The following is a 17623-nucleotide window of genomic DNA, read 5'->3' on the forward strand; positions in this document are numbered from 1 at the left end:
TTCTCCTAAGCGGATTAAAATTGATAATGGACCTGAGTTTATCAGTAAAGCATTAGACAGATGGGCTTATGAAAAGAAAATAGAACTGGAGTTCTCAAGACCGGGAAAACCTACTGATAATGCATTTATTGAGAGTTTTAACGGATCATTACGCGATGAGTGTCTTAATGTAAATTGGTTTCTCTCCTTAGAAGATGCACAGCAGAAGTTGGATGTCTGGAGAGAAGATTACAACAGCTACAGACCTCATAGTTCGTTAGGAAATTTAACACCAAATGAATTCATCATTAACAGTCAGAAAAATCAAATTTCTCTAATTTAGACTGTTCCATATATCGGGGGGAGGTCAACAACAAAGAACGACTTGTTTTTAAAATATCTGCAAAAAGGAAAAATCATAAAAGTAAAGATCAACAAAGATGACTTAACATTTGCTTCTAACAAAAGCTTTAAGAAATCAGTTACTGATTTTTTTGCAGGAACCAATAATGAAGTCGAAATTTATAAACTCTATGTAGAGGAAAGACCATTATTCGAACAAAGTATTCTTACCCCCACATTCGCTAACAGGGATTTTGCAGATATTGCAATAGAACACAATCTGTTAAGGCTTGGACTAATTTCGGCCTTGTTTTACGTGCTGATTTATTGGATACCAAAACTTATAAGAAAAGCAGGACCTGAGCAAAAAATCCAACATTAAAAGATAAAGCAAAAAATTGGTTGATGTATGTATCATAGACACTCTTAATCGGATCTCTCCGTCAGATCAATACTCTAAAAATGGGCATATTGATGGATGGTCAATGTCCTTTTCGCAAGAGTATGTCCTTTAAAAATCCCGTTATCAATTCCATTTACAAGCACCACTTTTTTTCGCTTTGTGGTTCAAAAGCCAATAATTTAATGCTTGCTTTAACAGGAGTCTGCGAAATTGGAAATGGACTTAATTACTATCGATTTTTTTGTTGTTATCACTTTGTTCACTAAATTCCCATCCTTTGTTAAAATTTCAAAATCATTAAATCAAAATTGTATATTCGCCAAAGCTAAATGATGACCAGTATCAAAAAGCTATTTAAGTGTGAACAGGCAAAGTTTGATCCGGAAATGAAGGTTACTTTTTATAAACCGAAAAATAGTATTCTTAAAGAATATATCGAAGGATATTACTTTTTTCAAGAAGACACCAAGTCCACACCCCTTAGATATCTGACTTTCCCCAATAATTACTGTATTCTTTCTATTTACCAAAACGCAGACGAACAATATTCTGAAAATCAATATAAAATAAAATCTTCAGAACATAACAATATTGTTGCAAGCCTGGTTACCCGTTATTCACAGCCAATTGAAATCACGTATGAAAATTTAGTGAATGAAATCACCATCTATTTTAAGCCAATTAAAATAAATTATTTTATTGAGGATTCTAAAATTTTCGAACAAGGTCAAATTTCAAATTTTATCCCTTTTCCGGATTTTAAAGACAAAGCAGAATTGATCTTCAACCTTTATCATGAAAGAGAAAATCAAATCCAACTTTTAGAGGATTATTTATTATCAAAACTTTCAAAAAGAGACCTGCGCCTTGCCGAAGAGATATTATCAGATGTGGATAAAGGCTGTAGGCTTGAATACATCGCTGAAAAATACAAGTATACCAGACAGCATATCAGCAAAATATTCGTGAAAAATATTGGCAAACCGATGTCTGAATACAGAAAAATCCAACGTTTCAGAAATTCACTGACCTGTCAAAAGATTGGCACCAACCTGACAGATCTGTCTAATGATAACTTATATTTCGACCAGTCTCATTTCATCAAACATTTTAAAGATTTGACCAATAAAAAGCCAAGCGATTTTTTCAAAGCCGTTGAGACCGATAAAGAAAACGTATGGCTTTATATTTAACATATTAAGAATTCAGGTAATTTCACTTGAATGATTTCATTCAAAGATTTTTCCACTTTCCCACCCTTTTATTATTCATGTTAACCCTGTCTAAAATGGGAATTATTAGTTTTCTTTTTTTAAGGCAGTCTGATGGGCAAGGAATTTCCAAACACCCTCCTCCTTTCTGTAGACAGCCATGTAAATGGAGTACAGGTCTAAGTACTTTCCGTCAATGGTTACAATAATCTGTACCTCGCCGTGAACAGAAAAACCGGCCTCGCCGATAGGCACAACTTTATCAATAACGGTACTTAGTTTGTGATAATCATAAGTAGCATCGTTCAGTTTTTCTAAAAAGGATTCATTGGTATCAAAATACCCGCCGGAATGACCGTAATAAAGGTCCGGTGAGAGGATCTCCTGTAAATGGGGAATATTTGCATTAACCATCAATACTCCCCTTGCGTTCTCCAGTTTGATGGCTGTTGATTTCAAATCAGATTGATCATCATCTATGATAAAATCATTATTATTCATATAAGTCAGTTTATTTAATGGTGCGGTTATGAAAAAAAGTATCTAAAAAGCTAAGCGATGCCTCTATGGCATCTGCCATATATCCCTTAGCATGCAAAGTTCCCGTGACCAGCTGAAGAGTGGTAGGAACGCCTGCATCCAGCAGGGCCCGCTGCAATTTAAGCGCACCATCCGCAGGAACAAATTCATTCATGGAATTGGCCATATAAATTGGACCACTTTTAGGGCTTACCCGGGTTAAGGGTGTTGCTTCTTTTAATAAGGTCCTGTCATCGCCAATGAAAGAATAGATACACCATCTTAAAAATGCGTCGTTGCGCCCTCCCTGATTAATGCCTGCACTTGATATATTTGCAAAATCGAGGTCGTCTTTTTTCTCTGATGCTTTGCCGTCGGTATCCAGAATAAATCCCTCCAGATCTATGATGCCGGACCAGCTTATCGCAGGAATACCTGTGATAAGGGCAACTTCAACAGAAATATTGCCTCCGGCCGACGTTCCCCATACTGCGATTTTATTACGGTCGAAAGCATAGTCTGATTTTTTAAGCCATTCCAGCGAGGACAGTATATCTTCCCTCCCCGCCGGATAGGTTCCGTCAGGTGTAAGTCTGTAGTTCGGTACAATTACAAAATATCCCTCCTGTGCCAATCGGGTTGCCAGGTCTTCGTCTTTCATTTTGTCGCCATGAAACCATCCGCCACCGTGAATATCGATAATGGCTCCCTTTGTATTTTTACCGCTGTAAACGTCTAATTGAAGATCGTCTTTGTAAACAATATCTTTTGTGGCTGTGATGGTATTTTCCATGATGATTTTATATTAATTTTAATAGTTTGATTAAAGTATTGTAATTTTCAACAGTTAAGGTTAATGTTTAAATTACAATAAAAATGTTACGGTGTTGAAGAGCATCTTAAGGATTTGATCTAAACTGAAATAAAAGCTTCTTTTAACCCTTCATAAGCATTGTCTGCCTGAGGCTGACCCGCAAGTAAAAATATCGCTTTTAGTAAAATTTCAGGGGCTAATTTTTTTTGAAATAAAACATCTGTAGCCTCTAATGCAGTATTCATACCCAACGCTAAAGCTTTAGAAATATCGGCGGCAGCAAATCCTGATAGACCCGCATCCTTAATACTCGGAGCAAAGCACAGGTCTGGAACACCTAATTTTACAGCTTCCAAAACAACGCAGTATCCCACTCGATTAAACAAGTCAAGGCTTAGCTTATCAGGATCACCAAGACCAATTAGCAATAATTTTTGTGCTGGTATCTGTTTAAGCATCGGTGTAAGGAGCAAGGTCTGCATTTCGTTTCCACGAAAAGTTCCGGACTTTCTAATGTCATCGATAGCACCCTGAAAATGTTCGTTTACCGCATAAGTTCCTCCTTCATAATGCTGATTCTTAGTAAAATCAAAAAAGCAAACCACCTGAAGTGATGTAACGGTTTTTGATGGACTCATTATATTCACAGCATAACTTACACCGTTCTTTACAACTGATTGATTAGGGGATATATTTATTATATTTTGCATTTTTGATAAATTTGTTTTAGCACTTATTATACATTATTCTATAGTAACATCGTTTGTTTTGGTTTAGCAGATTTAAAGCACTTTAATGATGGGTTTAAATTAGAAAAATCCATTAACCATTCCAGCCTTGCAAGAATTCTGCAAGCAGAGCATTGATCTCCTCCGGACGTTCCTCGTGCGGAAGATGTCCGCATCGTTTAATAGGGGCTACTTTTAAATTATTTGCCATTTCTGCCCAAATTTTCGGCATATCAAACATCTTGCCCACGGCACCGAAGTCTTCACCCCAAAGGGCCAACGTCGGGCACTCTATTTTGATGTGAGCATCCTCCTTATCCTGTTCCAGGTCTATTGCGTTTGCACGGTAATCGGCCATAGAACCGCGCACGGCACCGGTAGCACGGTAAGCCCTTACATACGTATCAAATGCATCACCAGAGATGGTGGATGGATCATAAGTCCAGTCAGAGAAAAACCACCGCAACCATTGCTCCTCCTTTCCGGAAATAAGGATTTCCGGTAAATCCGGAACAAGATGGAATAGAAAGAACCAGTAGGCTTTTGCAACTTCGGCGTTTAATTCCCGGGCAACGATACGGGTTGGTACATTGTCCATCACGACCAGTCTATCTACCCGGTCCGGGTGGTCTTTCGCAAATCGGGTGGCAACACGGGCACCACGGTCGTGGCCTATAAGAGCCACTTTGTCAATCCCTAATGTGTCCAGTAGAGCAGCAAGGTCATTGGCCATATTGCGTTTGTCATAGCCCGTAGCAGGCTTTTCGGTCTCGCCATAGCCCCGCAGATCCGGTGCTATCACACGATATTTTTTACTCAGCACCGGGATTTGATTTCTCCAGGCATAATTGGTTTCCGGGAAACCGTGAAGCAGTACCACCGGAGCGCCATCTCCAATGTCTATAAAGTTTTGGCGAATGCCGTTTGCGTGTATGGTATGATTTGTATTCAATGTAGTATGATCCATTTCATTGTTTTTAACAAAAATATTTATTATTTTCTTATGGTATACGCCCTATCTGTTCTACCGGTATGTCACCCATTTATTTATCTGTAACTAAAATTAAACTGCATTTCCTCTCAAATGATTAGATCTGTGTTGTGTAATTTTAAAACGGATGAACCAATAATTTACTTATCAAATACTGCGATTGCTTTGGTGATTCCTTCTCCGGCAGTTGTGAAAAATGCCGGTCCGGCGAGTAAGGTTATTTTTTCGATTGGCTTAAATGATGACATTTTTTTTCCTTTCAAATAAACCTGAGTTCTATAGGCATTAATTGCTCCGGTTACTCCATAACCTGCAACTTCCGCGGTAGGCGAATCTATTCCTGCGTCTTTCAGGTCGGTTGCAAAAGCATATTTTGTAACACCCAGTCTGAGGGCTTCTTCCATTCCTACACCGGCAACCTGTTGCATCAGTTCGGGCGTGAATGTATTCCGGTCGCCTAACCCGATCAGCAGTAATTTTTTTGCTCCGATAGTTCCCGAAGGTGGCGTAATCAATAAGGTTTCCAGGGAATGGCCTGCAAATTTTCCGGATTTTCTCAGTTCTGTGATGATCCCATTCAGACTCTTATCCAAATGTACCATTCCGTTCACCGCTTCCGGCAAAGCGGGTGGCGAATTGAAAATATCGCCTTCTGTATATTCAAAGACACAGGCGATTTGCAGAGGGGCAATTTCGGTTGAAGGTCCCTGCACCATTCCTTCGATGGCAATTCCGTCAACTTTACCCCAGATTTTGGAAGTGTTTGCAGGCGTTGTCTGTACTGTTGATTGAGCGAAACCGATTTGTGGTGTTGCTAAAAACAGGGTCACAAATAAGCCAATTCGGATTGATTTTTTTAGATTTAAAATTTTCATAACGTGATATTTTTTAGATTGAATTAAAATTGATGAAGCCTCTTTTTATCCGGATAAATGAAAATTTCCAGGTCGGGAGTTTTTCAGTTTTACCTTTAATGATTGCTTGTCTTTATTTCTATGGTAAAGCTACGGTGGAATCTTGTGTTCTGAATTCTTATTCGGTGAATCGGCAAAATAAGTCGGCGGGCATTTGAGAGGGATAGACGAATGAAGAATACCGGCTCATCATTGAGAGATCATAGACTGATTAAAATAAGTAAGTAGCCGCGGTTACCAAACATTTGATGTATAAATAAAGTAAAAGCTGTTTGTTTACAAAACAGTATATAAAAGCAAATGTTGTTTTTTCTTATGCAGTTCGTTTTTAGAGTTCAGTAAAAAATTTAAATCAAAAAATCCATTTCAAAAAAATTGAAACGGATTATACCGGACCGGGCTTTTCAAGGCCGGTAAAAAAGAAAAAACATCAACAATACAAAAGCAAGGTCACCCCATTTTTAAATTCATACCATTTTCAATAAATTTTTGAATTTATTTCAATCACGGTCTATGGGATACCCGTAAAAATCCGGCCCGGCCACCATGCGCTGAAAAAATAATTTTGTCAGATCATTTTACATAAATCCGGTGATCAGGACCCATTATCCTATCCTGGGTCCTGATCCGCATTAAAACGGTTATAAATTTTGAGAATTTAAGCGTGAAAACCGGACTTCTTAAAGAGTATGCCTCTAAAAAACCAATGGCAGAATGGAGCCTCTGCGTAGGCAGGAAATGAAAAACTAGTTTCAGGTTTTCCCGGGCAGCCGCCTTATGATCCTGCCAAGGCAACCCTCATCACCGGATGATCCAAAACCATTGTATTGCTGCCGATCCTGTTCAATCCTTCTCATCCCTCACAAGGAATCCAAAAGGGCTGAAATCAGGCAAAACGCTGCGTTTAAGAACCTAAAAGTCTCTAAACTGAACGCACCCCGGATCCGGAACCGCACAAAAAAATCCCCACCCTTCCGGATGGAGATCTAACTAAATCAGTATTTGTATTAAATTAGGTCAGGGCGCCAGGGTAAGCGCTGTTGAAGCCGGTGCCTCCTCAACATTGTTGGAGACCCCCGGGTCAGTCCTGAACCTCTTTGCCGTCATTCTCATTCCGCAGCGTAACGTCTTCCGTTAAACCCTTCCTGGCAATAAGCGCTTCGATATCCCAGACATGGCTGAAGCTTTATCGCAGCAGGCCGCATTTGCTTTGTTCATTGCCGGAAGGATCCTGCCACGCCGTTTGGCGACTGCCGCTTTTCCTGAAAATCTGCCGGGATCATTTTCCCCCATAATGGTTGACATCATTTAGCCTCCGGCGTTTGTGTATTGATGCCGACTTGTCCCTCTGTTGGAATAGCAACTAGAAGCATCAGGAAATAAGTCAATTTTCTAATCTTTATTTGATTAAAATTTCTGAGACAGAATTGAGCGTTAAAATCTTCTAAACAATAGTGATAAAGAGGTTTGGATTAAAAAAGAACAACTCGGGTTAGTGTGGAAAGTACCGGGATTAAAAAAGAAACTATAGTTATATGTTTACTATTACAGTGAAAAACTACAAAAACGATAAAATATTGATCTTAAACCGTCATTTTCTTGCATAACTATGAAATCCAATATAAATTTACACAAAATTTATTATGAAAATATTTTTTTTAGTTACTTGTTCTTTTGCTATTCTTTCAGGTCAATTATATTTTGCTCAATCCAGAAAAGCAAGTCTATCTACGGCAATTCAGGAATGCAATTACATCTTTGAAAAGGGTACATCCGATGAGATAAAGAGCAGGTTTCCATTAATCCAACAACAGAAATTAATCCTGGCGATGCTGAAAGGCAAGTATGAGAGAAAGCCAGGTCTGTCAAAGTTACTCAAGTTGGATAAGGATAGCGCATTGGTTCTTTTGACAGGCACTTTTCTTATTGGAAATTCCGGAGAAGAAACTGACTATTCAAATACTTATTCTGGTGTATATATATTTAAGCCTTTGAATGGTGTCTGGTCAATGGTCAAAAAGCTTCCAATTGATAGAATGAATAAGATACGTGAGCAGCGAATGGCTGTAAAAATCATTCCAGATGACAGGGAACTGATCATTACAGACACCATTAACATCAGGACTGAAGAAAGTTACGGGATACTGTTCGCGTTGAACCATAATGCCAAAATAAAAAATGTTCTGCTTAATCAAAGAAAAGTGTTATCGATTTTCGATGGTGGCGTTTTATGGATCAAATCCAGGACGAAAAAAGACGATCAATTGATCTTGTCGTATAGTTTAAAGGTAGATCAGGATAAAAAGAATGATAATTCAGGATATTTTGACGCAAATTTTGGGCACGTCCGGGACCAGTATTATTGGCATCCTTTTTTTAACTTTTCCAGCGGTAATGATCTCGCAAAATTTTCGATAAAGCTTGCTATCCCCTCAACATATCAGGTAGCAACAACTCTTCCGCAAACAGATAAAGTTATTGGTAGTGAAAGAGTGGTAATGGCCAAATCTTCCTATTCTACATTCGCCCTATCACTTTATTATGATAAAGAATGGAAAAAACATAGTTTTCTAAAAGGCTCTTATCGTCTCGATTTATTTGGCAATGATAATTTTAAGCCTGTCCCGGATAGCTTGTTTAATAATTTTTTGAAAACATATGATTTTCTTGCCGAACGGTTTGGTAAACCAAAAGGGGACTATTTATCTATTGTACAGAACAGATCCAAGGACTTTCCTATTTGGTTGAACAGAAGCAATGATATGATCGTAGCGGGTTCGCAAGGAAGTTTTCTGATCAAAGTAAATGGTGAAAATCCATTGGCACCTTTCGGACATGAGGTCGCTCATGCATGGACAAGGCCAATTGGACCGGCTACAAATTTTTTGCGTGAAGGCTGGGCATCATTTGCAGAAGTATGCTTTTTAGAAAATACTTACGGCGATACTACTGCGCAACGCTTCATGGCAAATTATAAGGCTATTTATTTGAATAATGGATTTGATGGAAAAACATCTCTATGGGTTGATGAGTCAAATGGAGGTGTATCATATTATAAGGGAGTTTGGGTATTTTACATGCTAAGGGAGCAGCTTGGAAAAGATGCTTTTTACAAAGGGTTAAAAGCCTTTATACAATCAGATGAACCAATGAATATTGATCTTTTTGTTCGAAAATTAGGTGAGGCTTCAGGGCAAGATCTTCACCTCATAATAGATCCCTGGATAAAGAGTAGCAGTATTCCAAAGTTAAATGATGAGCTAGAAGGCGATCAATTTATAGTGACCCAAACAGGTGATATCTTTAATTTCCCTCTTGAAGTACGTTTTATATTAAATGATGGCAGAACAATCCTGCAAACTTTTGACATCCGTCAAAAAACACAAAATTTTAAATTGGATGGTTTATCGGAACAAAATATAAAGTCACTACAACTGGACCCATTCAATAAGTTGTTGATCAAATAACTCATTGTGGTATCAAATTATAGATTATAAAATTTTGAATAATAGAATGTCGGAGATTCCCAAAATTCTTGACATTTCTGTTAATACTTTCCATAACTACAGACAGATAAAAGCTGGGGATACACAAGATATACCCTATGAGAAAGTCGTCTTACTTGAACACTTATTTGGACTGAATCACGGAGAGCTGGCGGCTGGTAACCAACCTCCCAGGCAATACGCGATTTGTATGCTAAAAACAGTCCTTCTGACAATTAAAAAACAATGAAGGATCTTTTATGTTTCTTCAAGTCAATGCTTATTTTTGACTCAGATGTATAAATATAAAATAAATGAAAGCCTTGAGCTGTTACCAGCCGGGGAGCACCTTTGGGCTGTGGAAAATATTCCGGTAATATTAAACATTCCGGCCGTAAATTTCCGCAGGTACAGAGATTTGAGAATTGATGATCTTGGTGACATTCCGTATGTGGAAGTAAGAAGATTAGAATTATTTTTCAGGCTTGAAATAGGAACTTTAATGAATAAAAAAATTCATAGTAAAACGCTTCGGGAGATATTGAAATCATCAAAAAATACCACCGACTATTCTGATAACTAATAGTACTTTAAATAACAAAATCCATAGCTTAAGTAGTTGTCAGTTTACACTATGGATCTGTTTAATATCTTGACGGTTACAATTTGTCAGAATTCGGGCAATCAAGAATTCTAATTGATCGGAATTTCTCTCCATAACAACTAGATAAACAAACCTACACAATACATTGAGATTATTTAGATGATTTTCAGAAAATTCAGTTTTTCTACAGAACGGCCTAACATAAGCTTACAACAGAATAGAACCCCGCAATAAAAAGGTATTTTCCGGATAAGAACGAAAATTCAAAGACCTGTAGAATGCGGCATAAGTGCCTCCAGAAATTTGTCCTGCTATTAAACAGGTTCATTTATATGCAGTTATGATATTAGGGGAAGCTCAAAATAGAAAGTAGACCCTGCTCCCAATTCGCTTTCTGCCCATATTGTCCCTTCGTGCGCTTCAATAATTTCAGCGCAAAGGTAAAGTCCTATGCCAAAACCTGCAATTTTTCCCTCGTGCTCTACTCTGTAATAACGCTCAAATAGTTTTTTAAGATTTTCAGGTTTTATACCCATTCCTTCATCTTTGATGACAATGCGTATAACCGCATCGCTGATCTGGCTGGAAATGTAAATATTTGTGTTATTTTCAGAATATTTGACTGCATTACCAACCAAATTATTCAGTACCTGGGCAATTTTTAATCGGTCTGCATGCAACATAACATGTTCGATATTCATAAAGTGAATATGATGCCTGGAATATTGCAGGCTATAATCAACCTTAACTTCCTGAATAAGTTCAGAAAAGTCGAAATCTGACTTTTCCAGATGTAACTTACCTGATTCCAGTCTGGAGACATCCAGGAAACCGTTGATCATATCAGTCATGTATTTGATTTGTTTAAGGGACTGAACATATGCCCGCTTTAAAAATTGATCATCCGTTTTTTCCGCCTTCCGCAGAAGAAGCTGCAAATAGGTATTCACTGATGTAAGCGGAGTCTTGAGTTCATGCGAAACCATTCCTATAAAATCATTTTTACGCTGTTCTTCCTCTTTTAACCATTGAATATCTGTAGTTGATCCTACCCACATGGTAATTGTACCTTCTTCATCCAATATAGGTGATGCAATGTTCACATGCCAGATGTATTTACCCTCTGTATTTTTAAATCGCATTTCGGAAATATGGGCAATTCCACTGGCCGCTGCTTCTCCCAGCCCTTTCTGAAAAGCCGGAATTTCATCGGGATGCATCATTTGATGATATCCGAAATCCCTCATATCTTCAAAGCTCATTCCTGCGAATTCAAGCCATCTCTTATTAAAGAAAGTTACTTCTCCTGTCGGAAGAGCATTCGATATTTTAGCCGGTACAAGATCTGCAAGCATTTTAAAATATTGCTCACTGCGCTCTACGAGTCTGCGGGCATTAACCTGCTCGGTGACATCAGTGGCCACTACTAAAATGTCAGCTATTCTTCCATCTTTTCCTGCAATGGGTTGATAAACAACGTTGAAAAAGATATCTTTCAACTCATTATCATGCATTAAAACTGCTTTTATTTCGTTGGCATAAAAAGGCTTCCCAGTTGTATAAACGTCATCCAGCAGACTAAGGAACGGTTGATTTTTGATCTCAGGAAGTGCTTCTTCGAGCTTGAGTCCAACGACCAATTCTGTTTTACCCCAGACTTCTAATATTTTTTTATTTGCTGATTCAATAATGAAATCTTTTTCCCCTGAGCAGCCCGATGGCGACAGGAGCTTTTTGAAAAACGTATTTAAAACGTTCCTCACTTTTAGAGAGCTGATCTAATAGGATTGATAGCTGGCTATTTGCTTTCGAAAGCTGCTCAGCATATTGTTCTAATTGTCTTCGTGCAAGTACCCTGTCTGTAATTTCAAATGACATGACCAATACACCATCGTATTGACCATCGGTTCCGCTAAGCGGTTGATATGTATAGTCTACGAATGTTTCTCTAATTGTTCCGTCTGACGCTCTGAAAATAACCGGGCTTTCTTTAACATCAATGATTTCACCAGTTTTCATTACGCTTCTAAGCTGGTCGGCAAAAGGCTGGTCGGCCAGATCCGGCAATATTTCTAAAAATGGTTTACCGATTACTTCATCCCTTGTTTTTTTCCAATATAAAAGATTTGCATCATTGATCATTTCTACAATAAGATTATCATTTCTGATGATGACAACAGAAGCAGGGAGCATATTGATAATTTGATTCAGATTGTTGCTTGTTCTTGCTAAATTAACTTTGTCATCCACTGCATGGGTAACTTCAGATACAAATAAAAAAACACCGTTAACCAGGCCATTGCCCTTCATTTTAGGAACCAGCCTGTAAGTAAAATAGCGATGCTCAATCTGATCGGTCTTTACATTTCTAAGCAGAACCAAATCATCACTAAAACTCAATGAAACACCTTCCTGAAGTATCCTATTTAATGACTTTTCTAAATCAGATCCAATTAATTCAGGTAATGCTTCCAGAAACGGTTTTCCCATGAGCGCTCTACCAGGCAGTAAATTTTGATAGGCGGGATTAATAAATTCAAATACGAGATTTTTTCCATGTAGAATAGCAGTAGCTGCAGGAATTTCTTTTAACAAGGTGTTAGTCTGTTCCCGTGCTAATAAAGAAACTTTCTGTTCTATCTGAAAGTTATCTGTATCATTAATGGGGAGATCATTTTCCACCATCCAAACGGCAATTTTTGTTACATTTCCGGTATGGTCTGGTACCGGCGAATAGATAGTTGAAATATTTATGTTAATAGTTGTAGCATTACGGCAAATCTGCAAATTTACAGGAGCTGTCTTGATTGTTTTTTTATTGAAACAGGCATCAAGTATAATTTTCTTGTCCAAATGTTGACCTTTTTGAATAAGTTGGTCAATAGATTTTCCTAGTAAATCATCTCCTGATTCTCCATAGATTTCAAGATATTTATCGTTAAACATCTCTATTATAAGTGAATCACTATTTATAATGCAGATTCCAACGGGTGAGTATTCAATAATATTCTTTAGAAACGGGGTATCGATAAAATTCATTGCTGTTAAAAATAACCAATATAAAGATTATTTTATGACTTTTAAAGATATTGCTGGATTTCTTATTAGTAAAATTATTCCAGCAATTCTGTTGCTTTTTATCCGTCAAATTTTTTCCTGCTATGATCATCTGATAATCAGTAAATCGAAGTAATCACGGTATTCTAATATTTTTGAAGGAGATGCCATGATAATATCTGCCGTTGTTTTTTATATCGTTATCAGCAGACCCTCTTAGATTGAAGCAATTAAGCTATGACAGCGTCTTAGGGATTTCTACGCAAAGATGGTAATTCTACCTGATTTTTTAGCAGATGACATCTGCTGTATTTAAAGGTCTTCAAACCGGAATTAAATGTTTGTAAATTAATCATCAACACGCCTTCGTGTAAAAACAGCCTTATACCCTGACTTTCATATTTAATAATTGAATACTTTTGATTTAGGCTGCAGTTTGCCTGATATAAAATTTAGTTTTCCACTTATATATAAGACATTGTTTTATATGAGGTATTCCATTTATTAACTTCTGTGGTAAAAATAAAATTGTAAACCGGAAGTGCATTACGGTTCCCCGTAAAAGGAATACTTTGCAACAAAAGGCATCAAGCCCCATTCAACGAACATACAGATAATTTTAGAATCCATTATTTTATATCACCGGTTATTTTTAAAAGTACAAATATTCATGGCATCCCTTTAAGGTCAGACTTTCCGCTATATTTCCTTAAGGGAGGATGCCGCTGCAATCCCTGATGCAAACCAACCTTACCGCCTGCCACGTAAAGTAAGAGTCATGATAAATCCAGAATTTTAGCATCTCCCGTACCAGAATTTGCAGGATAAAACAGCAAGATAAGCCGGGGGAACGCATTTCTCTTTTGCGAAGAGGCGTTACTTATAACAGCGGTACCACAATTTAGGTTAAAATTTTGTAAGAATTAAAAAAAAATCAGAAATTGTCCGCTCATTAATGTCCTTATTAATACTAACACAATTTAGACACTATGAAAAAAACAGTAATTTTAATTGCATTGGCGGCCACTGTTATTTCCTGTAAACAAAAGCCAAAAGTAAATGCAGAAAAAGCTGATCAGGCGGAAGTACCTGCAGCTCAGCCACAGGTAAAAACTGACTCTGCAGCAGCATTTAGCGTCGAAGCACTACCCTACGCCACGGCTGATATTGGCGTCTTCCCGTTTTTGAGTTTACCGAAGGGTCTGAAAGAAATGAATAAACCGTTGCAAAAGGATTTTGATGTATGCTTTTTTCCGGTCAAAGGAGTGATGACAGCCTTTGAAGGTAAAGTGTATAAGACCTTTGTCACAAGCGATGAGGGCACAGTATTCTCTCAGCACTATTTTGAAAAAAGCATGGATGATTATCTGAAATCAATCGGTGCCGTTGAAGTCTTCACCGGCACCATTACCGAAAAGGAATATGAGCGCTATAATAAAGAAGATCCCAATAAAGGCGGCGAGGGTGATATAGGCTATCCTGATGAGCAAATTCATTTTTATGCCATCCGCAGCAAAAACCAGGGAAACATCTTAGTCCAGTATTCTTCTACAAATGCCAGTGCTAAGCTGAATATATTACAGCAAAAGGCTCTTACGCAAACCATCAGCAAGATTACCGCAGATGATATCGTCAAAGATCTGGCTCAAAGCGGGAAATCTATTCTGTATATTAATTTTGACACTGACAAGTCCACCATTACAGCAGATGGTAAAGAGGTAGTAAGTCAGATTGCAGAAGCCTTAAACAAAGATAAAAATCTAAAAATTAGCATTGAGGGGCATACCGACAATACAGGTGAGGCAGCACATAACAAAAATTTGTCAGCCGACCGGGTCAATGCCGTAATGGCAGCGCTGACAAGTCAGAATATAGCAAAATCACGCCTGTCAGCTAAAGGCTTTGGTGCTGAACGTCCATTGGTTGCCAACGATTCTGAAGCGAATAAAGCAAAAAACCGGCGGGTGGAACTGGTTAAAATAAATTAGTCATTGCCTGCTATCGCTGGTCATTGCGCTGTCCCGGTATAGCAATCTAATATACACGCCGGTACAGATATAAGATTTTTCAAAGTTTGCAGGATTATATATAACAGAAAGGCTGCAATGATGCAGCCTTTCTCTTTCAAAGTATAGGTATTGATTCGATTTAATGTTTTTTTGGTATCCGCAAATCTAAAAAACTCTCAGGGTTTGATTACCGGACCAGGGATACAAAGATGTTTTGAAGGATCAACTTCACTGATGTGGCTTAATTTATTTACGTTTCGGCCTAATCAAATAATACCTTGAATTTTCGACATCATTTAATATTAAATATATGCCGTTTTTAGGTTTGTAAACCTTATAGGTAAACCGGTCTCTAAAATCCTCATCAGGAGATGTCACTTCTACAGGTTGTTTAAAATGTAATTTCCTTTTAGGCATGGCAATTTCAAAATAACTTGTTCCTTCCCATCTGTCACCTGTGTAGCCTCCACCCCAACCAAAGTCCAAGTGCCAAAATGAACGGCTAATCCATTCTTCTTTTTTGACAAACACCCTTTTGATTAATCCCTGATCTTTATCGCTCTCGTCATTTGAGGCTAGGTATTCTACCGCTAAGCTATTTGTAGAATAGCTGTCTGAGCCATACCAATCTTTATCAGTATAAAAATAATTCCAAACATTGTTTTTGTAAACCGTCAATTTGTATTTTGCAGGCTTGCTATCTCCATCAGAACTAATTCGTTCGGCATTCATAAATTCTCTTTCTTTAGTAATTTGCGCTGCTTCTTTTACCGTGAATATTTTATTTTCATTTAAATTTTTGAAGCATCTATTCGTAGTATCGCTGTTGGTTAGCCAAGTGTTGTAAGTATTGTTTTTTATATCTACAATAAACCCGTGGTAGTTTCTGTAAAAGTGATTTTCTTTGCTGTCATTGTATTGATATTTGAGACTGTCTGTTATTTGCCCTTTAAGGTTGATTTTATACCAAACATTTTTCTCGGTTCTACTCCCATCTTTCGTTTCTTTACTATGACCACAAAAAACAACAATAGTTGTATCATTCACTTGCAATATAGGTTCAGGGTAATCACTTAAAAATCCCACAACTTCGTATTGATTATCTTTTATACTATCAATTGTGGTGTAGCTTCTATAAATATTGGGAAGCTTATCAAAACTTAGTTTTATTCGTTCATAGTAAATGGAAACATCCGGTAAAAAGATGATTGCAAATATGCCAATGCTTACCCAAAGAATTATTTTGGTTAATTTTCTCATGGTTTAAATCTACTACTTTTTCTATTTGCAGGATGGACGCGTCCAAAGAAACATTGTAATGATACACTTTCCTGATCAAAACTTAAGTGTAAAAAAATAAATATCATATGCGCCATTGGTAGTTGCTATACAACTTTGGCTTAGTTTTCCGACAAAGATTTTCCCTGCCATGCCATTTCTGGTAGTATCTTTGGTATTTTGATCAGACAAATTTTTGTTGTTTTTTTAACAGATTCAACCTAAAGGTTGATGGCTATCATATCACTGGATTTTTTTTTCAGTTTGCGGGTTGCCATCTTCATTGCATTCAAAAAGCAAATAAAACCAGAAGCAAGATACGCGCCTTTTTTATTTGTAATAATGGGCAACTATTATGAATATCTATCATCAATTATAATTTTTGGATTACACGCCACCGCTTCATTTTTTAAATACGTCCTTTGGATCAGATTTCCCTGGATATGAAAATGATGTTTAATCCCATCAACCATTTGAATGGTTATCCTGCAATCCTGTCTGCTTTTTGTAAAATTGAATCTTTTAAATTGAATACTTTTTATCTCAGCAAATGCATACACGGGTTGGTTAAGTAATTTAAAAAACTTCACCTTATCCTGGTAAATGATAAAAGAAGGTAACCACTGTTCGGCAAAAGGGCGAGAGTTTCCCTGTTCAACAAATATTGATGATTCCTTTTCGCTCAGTTCATTAACAGTCGTTATGTAAGCTTGAAAGAATTTAAACATAAATATCCCCAGGGTGCTAAATAGTAAACAAATAAACAAAATAAGAAGAAAAGGGAAATTTAAATAGCTATTATCATCACTAAAAGAATAATGTAATAAAATAAACAGCGCTGCCCAAATTAATATAATGCACATAATAAATATGCCTAAAATCCAACTCTTACGCAGAGTAATCTTTTTTAAAATCAGTTCCTTCATTTTTTTTAATACAATATAATTAAGAAGTTTTTCAAAAATTAAAAATTAATTCAGTAATCAAAATATTAATGCAATAATAAGTACATTTTAATTTATTTCTGTGAAAATTGATGCTAATATTGTTGCAGATTAAGAGTTTTTAGTAAGAATTATCAATATACTTTTAATTTCAGATCAAAATATCTTAAAATCAAGAAATCCAAAGTTTGGGACATTTTGTAGGCTTCCCATTTTCAGTACTATTCAAAAGTAGTAATTTCTGTTAATATGACCTCCCCCCGATATATGGAACAGTCTAAATTAGAGAAATTTGATTTTTCTGACTGTTTGACCTCCCCCCGATATATGGAACAGTCTAAATTA

General features: G+C 37.0%; 16 protein-coding genes. 6 read left to right on the forward strand and 10 right to left on the reverse strand.

The genetic code is table 11. The features are described 5' to 3' along the window. The 3 genes from H561_RS22915 to H561_RS0119485 all read left to right on the forward strand — a co-directional run. Positions 1–322 (forward strand): integrase core domain-containing protein (locus H561_RS22915; protein ID WP_034762885.1); only part of this gene is annotated, 322 nt, incomplete at its 5' end. 42 nt (positions 323–364) lie between these two features. Further along, the gene (locus tag H561_RS0119480; protein WP_027388508.1) at positions 365–703 is read left to right on the forward strand and encodes a hypothetical protein; all 339 of its coding nucleotides are present in this window, start codon (positions 365–367) and stop codon (positions 701–703) included. A 407-nt stretch (positions 704–1110) separates the two neighbouring features. Next, positions 1111–1917: a helix-turn-helix domain-containing protein gene (locus tag H561_RS0119485; protein ID WP_027388509.1), complete on the forward strand. Its 807-nt coding sequence runs from the start codon at positions 1111–1113 to the stop codon at positions 1915–1917. A gap of 105 nt (positions 1918–2022) precedes the next feature. Here the strand turns inward: H561_RS0119485 and H561_RS0119490 are convergent, their stop codons facing one another. The 6 genes from H561_RS0119490 to H561_RS24070 form a co-directional block, all read right to left on the reverse strand. Beyond that, a complete protein-coding gene (locus H561_RS0119490; RefSeq protein ID WP_027388510.1) occupies positions 2023–2436 on the reverse strand; it encodes a nuclear transport factor 2 family protein in 414 nt (137 codons plus the stop codon). A 10-nt stretch (positions 2437–2446) separates the two neighbouring features. Further along, the gene (locus H561_RS0119495) at positions 2447–3247 is read right to left on the reverse strand and encodes an alpha/beta hydrolase (RefSeq protein ID WP_034762887.1); all 801 of its coding nucleotides are present in this window, start codon (positions 3245–3247) and stop codon (positions 2447–2449) included. 119 nt (positions 3248–3366) lie between these two features. Beyond that, positions 3367–3978, reverse strand: coding sequence for a M17 family peptidase N-terminal domain-containing protein (locus tag H561_RS23480; protein ID WP_051349463.1), 612 nt, complete (start codon positions 3976–3978; stop codon positions 3367–3369). Between the two features lie 112 nt (positions 3979–4090). Beyond that, positions 4091–4963, reverse strand: coding sequence for an alpha/beta fold hydrolase (locus tag H561_RS0119505; RefSeq protein ID WP_027388512.1), 873 nt, complete (start codon positions 4961–4963; stop codon positions 4091–4093). A gap of 164 nt (positions 4964–5127) precedes the next feature. After that, entirely contained in the window at positions 5128–5862 is a 735-nt protein-coding gene (locus H561_RS0119510) for a M17 family peptidase N-terminal domain-containing protein (protein WP_051349464.1), read from the reverse strand. A gap of 1173 nt (positions 5863–7035) precedes the next feature. After that, positions 7036–7209: a hypothetical protein gene (locus H561_RS24070; RefSeq protein ID WP_155845864.1), complete on the reverse strand. Its 174-nt coding sequence runs from the start codon at positions 7207–7209 to the stop codon at positions 7036–7038. Between the two features lie 335 nt (positions 7210–7544). Between H561_RS24070 and H561_RS0119530 the strand changes: the two genes are divergently transcribed. Continuing rightward, positions 7545–9368, forward strand: coding sequence for a M1 family aminopeptidase (locus H561_RS0119530; protein ID WP_027388515.1), 1824 nt, complete (start codon positions 7545–7547; stop codon positions 9366–9368). Positions 9369–9681: 313 nt separating this feature from the next. Then, positions 9682–9969, forward strand: coding sequence for a hypothetical protein (locus H561_RS22930; protein ID WP_034762892.1), 288 nt, complete (start codon positions 9682–9684; stop codon positions 9967–9969). A gap of 359 nt (positions 9970–10328) precedes the next feature. On the opposite strand, the gene H561_RS23485 is transcribed toward H561_RS22930, so the two are convergent. Next, positions 10329–11753, reverse strand: coding sequence for a sensor histidine kinase (locus H561_RS23485; RefSeq protein ID WP_051349466.1), 1425 nt, complete (start codon positions 11751–11753; stop codon positions 10329–10331). Beyond that, positions 11674–13029 carry a PAS domain-containing protein gene (locus H561_RS0119550; RefSeq protein WP_081411703.1) on the reverse strand — a complete coding sequence of 452 codons (1356 nt, stop codon included), beginning with the start codon at positions 13027–13029 and terminating at the stop codon, positions 11674–11676. The genes H561_RS23485 and H561_RS0119550 overlap by 80 nt, the downstream gene beginning before the upstream one ends. A gap of 1007 nt (positions 13030–14036) precedes the next feature. Here H561_RS0119550 and H561_RS0119565 point away from each other — a divergent pair. After that, positions 14037–15035 carry an OmpA family protein gene (locus tag H561_RS0119565; protein ID WP_027388518.1) on the forward strand — a complete coding sequence of 333 codons (999 nt, stop codon included), beginning with the start codon at positions 14037–14039 and terminating at the stop codon, positions 15033–15035. Positions 15036–15302: 267 nt separating this feature from the next. On the opposite strand, the gene H561_RS0119570 is transcribed toward H561_RS0119565, so the two are convergent. After that, the gene (locus H561_RS0119570) at positions 15303–16316 is read right to left on the reverse strand and encodes a hypothetical protein (RefSeq protein ID WP_027388519.1); all 1014 of its coding nucleotides are present in this window, start codon (positions 16314–16316) and stop codon (positions 15303–15305) included. Between the two features lie 371 nt (positions 16317–16687). After that, entirely contained in the window at positions 16688–17260 is a 573-nt protein-coding gene (locus H561_RS0119580; RefSeq protein WP_027388520.1) for a hypothetical protein, read from the reverse strand. Between the last annotated feature and the right edge of the window lie 363 nt (positions 17261–17623).

Source organism: Chryseobacterium gregarium DSM 19109 (assembly GCF_000430845.1).
In the GTDB taxonomy this organism is placed as follows: Bacteria; Bacteroidota; Bacteroidia; order Flavobacteriales; family Weeksellaceae; genus Chryseobacterium; species Chryseobacterium gregarium.

Excerpts from the sequence above, each read along its gene's own strand:
- H561_RS0119485 (WP_027388509.1), top strand. The coding sequence starts at position 1,111 with ATGAAGGTTACTTTTTATAAACCGAAAAATAGTATTCTTAAAGAATAT.
- H561_RS0119490 (WP_027388510.1), bottom strand. The coding sequence starts at position 2,436 with ATGAATAATAATGATTTTATCATAGATGATGATCAATCTGATTTGAAA.
- H561_RS0119495 (WP_034762887.1), bottom strand. The coding sequence starts at position 3,247 with ATGGAAAATACCATCACAGCCACAAAAGATATTGTTTACAAAGACGAT.
- H561_RS23480 (WP_051349463.1), bottom strand. The coding sequence starts at position 3,978 with ATGCAAAATATAATAAATATATCCCCTAATCAATCAGTTGTAAAGAAC.
- H561_RS0119505 (WP_027388512.1), bottom strand. The coding sequence starts at position 4,963 with ATGGATCATACTACATTGAATACAAATCATACCATACACGCAAACGGC.
- H561_RS0119510 (WP_051349464.1), bottom strand. The coding sequence starts at position 5,862 with ATGAAAATTTTAAATCTAAAAAAATCAATCCGAATTGGCTTATTTGTG.
- H561_RS24070 (WP_155845864.1), bottom strand. The coding sequence starts at position 7,209 with ATGATGTCAACCATTATGGGGGAAAATGATCCCGGCAGATTTTCAGGA.
- H561_RS0119530 (WP_027388515.1), top strand. The coding sequence starts at position 7,545 with ATGAAAATATTTTTTTTAGTTACTTGTTCTTTTGCTATTCTTTCAGGT.
- H561_RS22930 (WP_034762892.1), top strand. The coding sequence starts at position 9,682 with ATGTATAAATATAAAATAAATGAAAGCCTTGAGCTGTTACCAGCCGGG.
- H561_RS0119550 (WP_081411703.1), bottom strand. The coding sequence starts at position 13,029 with ATGAATTTTATCGATACCCCGTTTCTAAAGAATATTATTGAATACTCA.
- H561_RS0119565 (WP_027388518.1), top strand. The coding sequence starts at position 14,037 with ATGAAAAAAACAGTAATTTTAATTGCATTGGCGGCCACTGTTATTTCC.
- H561_RS0119570 (WP_027388519.1), bottom strand. The coding sequence starts at position 16,316 with ATGAGAAAATTAACCAAAATAATTCTTTGGGTAAGCATTGGCATATTT.
- H561_RS0119580 (WP_027388520.1), bottom strand. The coding sequence starts at position 17,260 with ATGAAGGAACTGATTTTAAAAAAGATTACTCTGCGTAAGAGTTGGATT.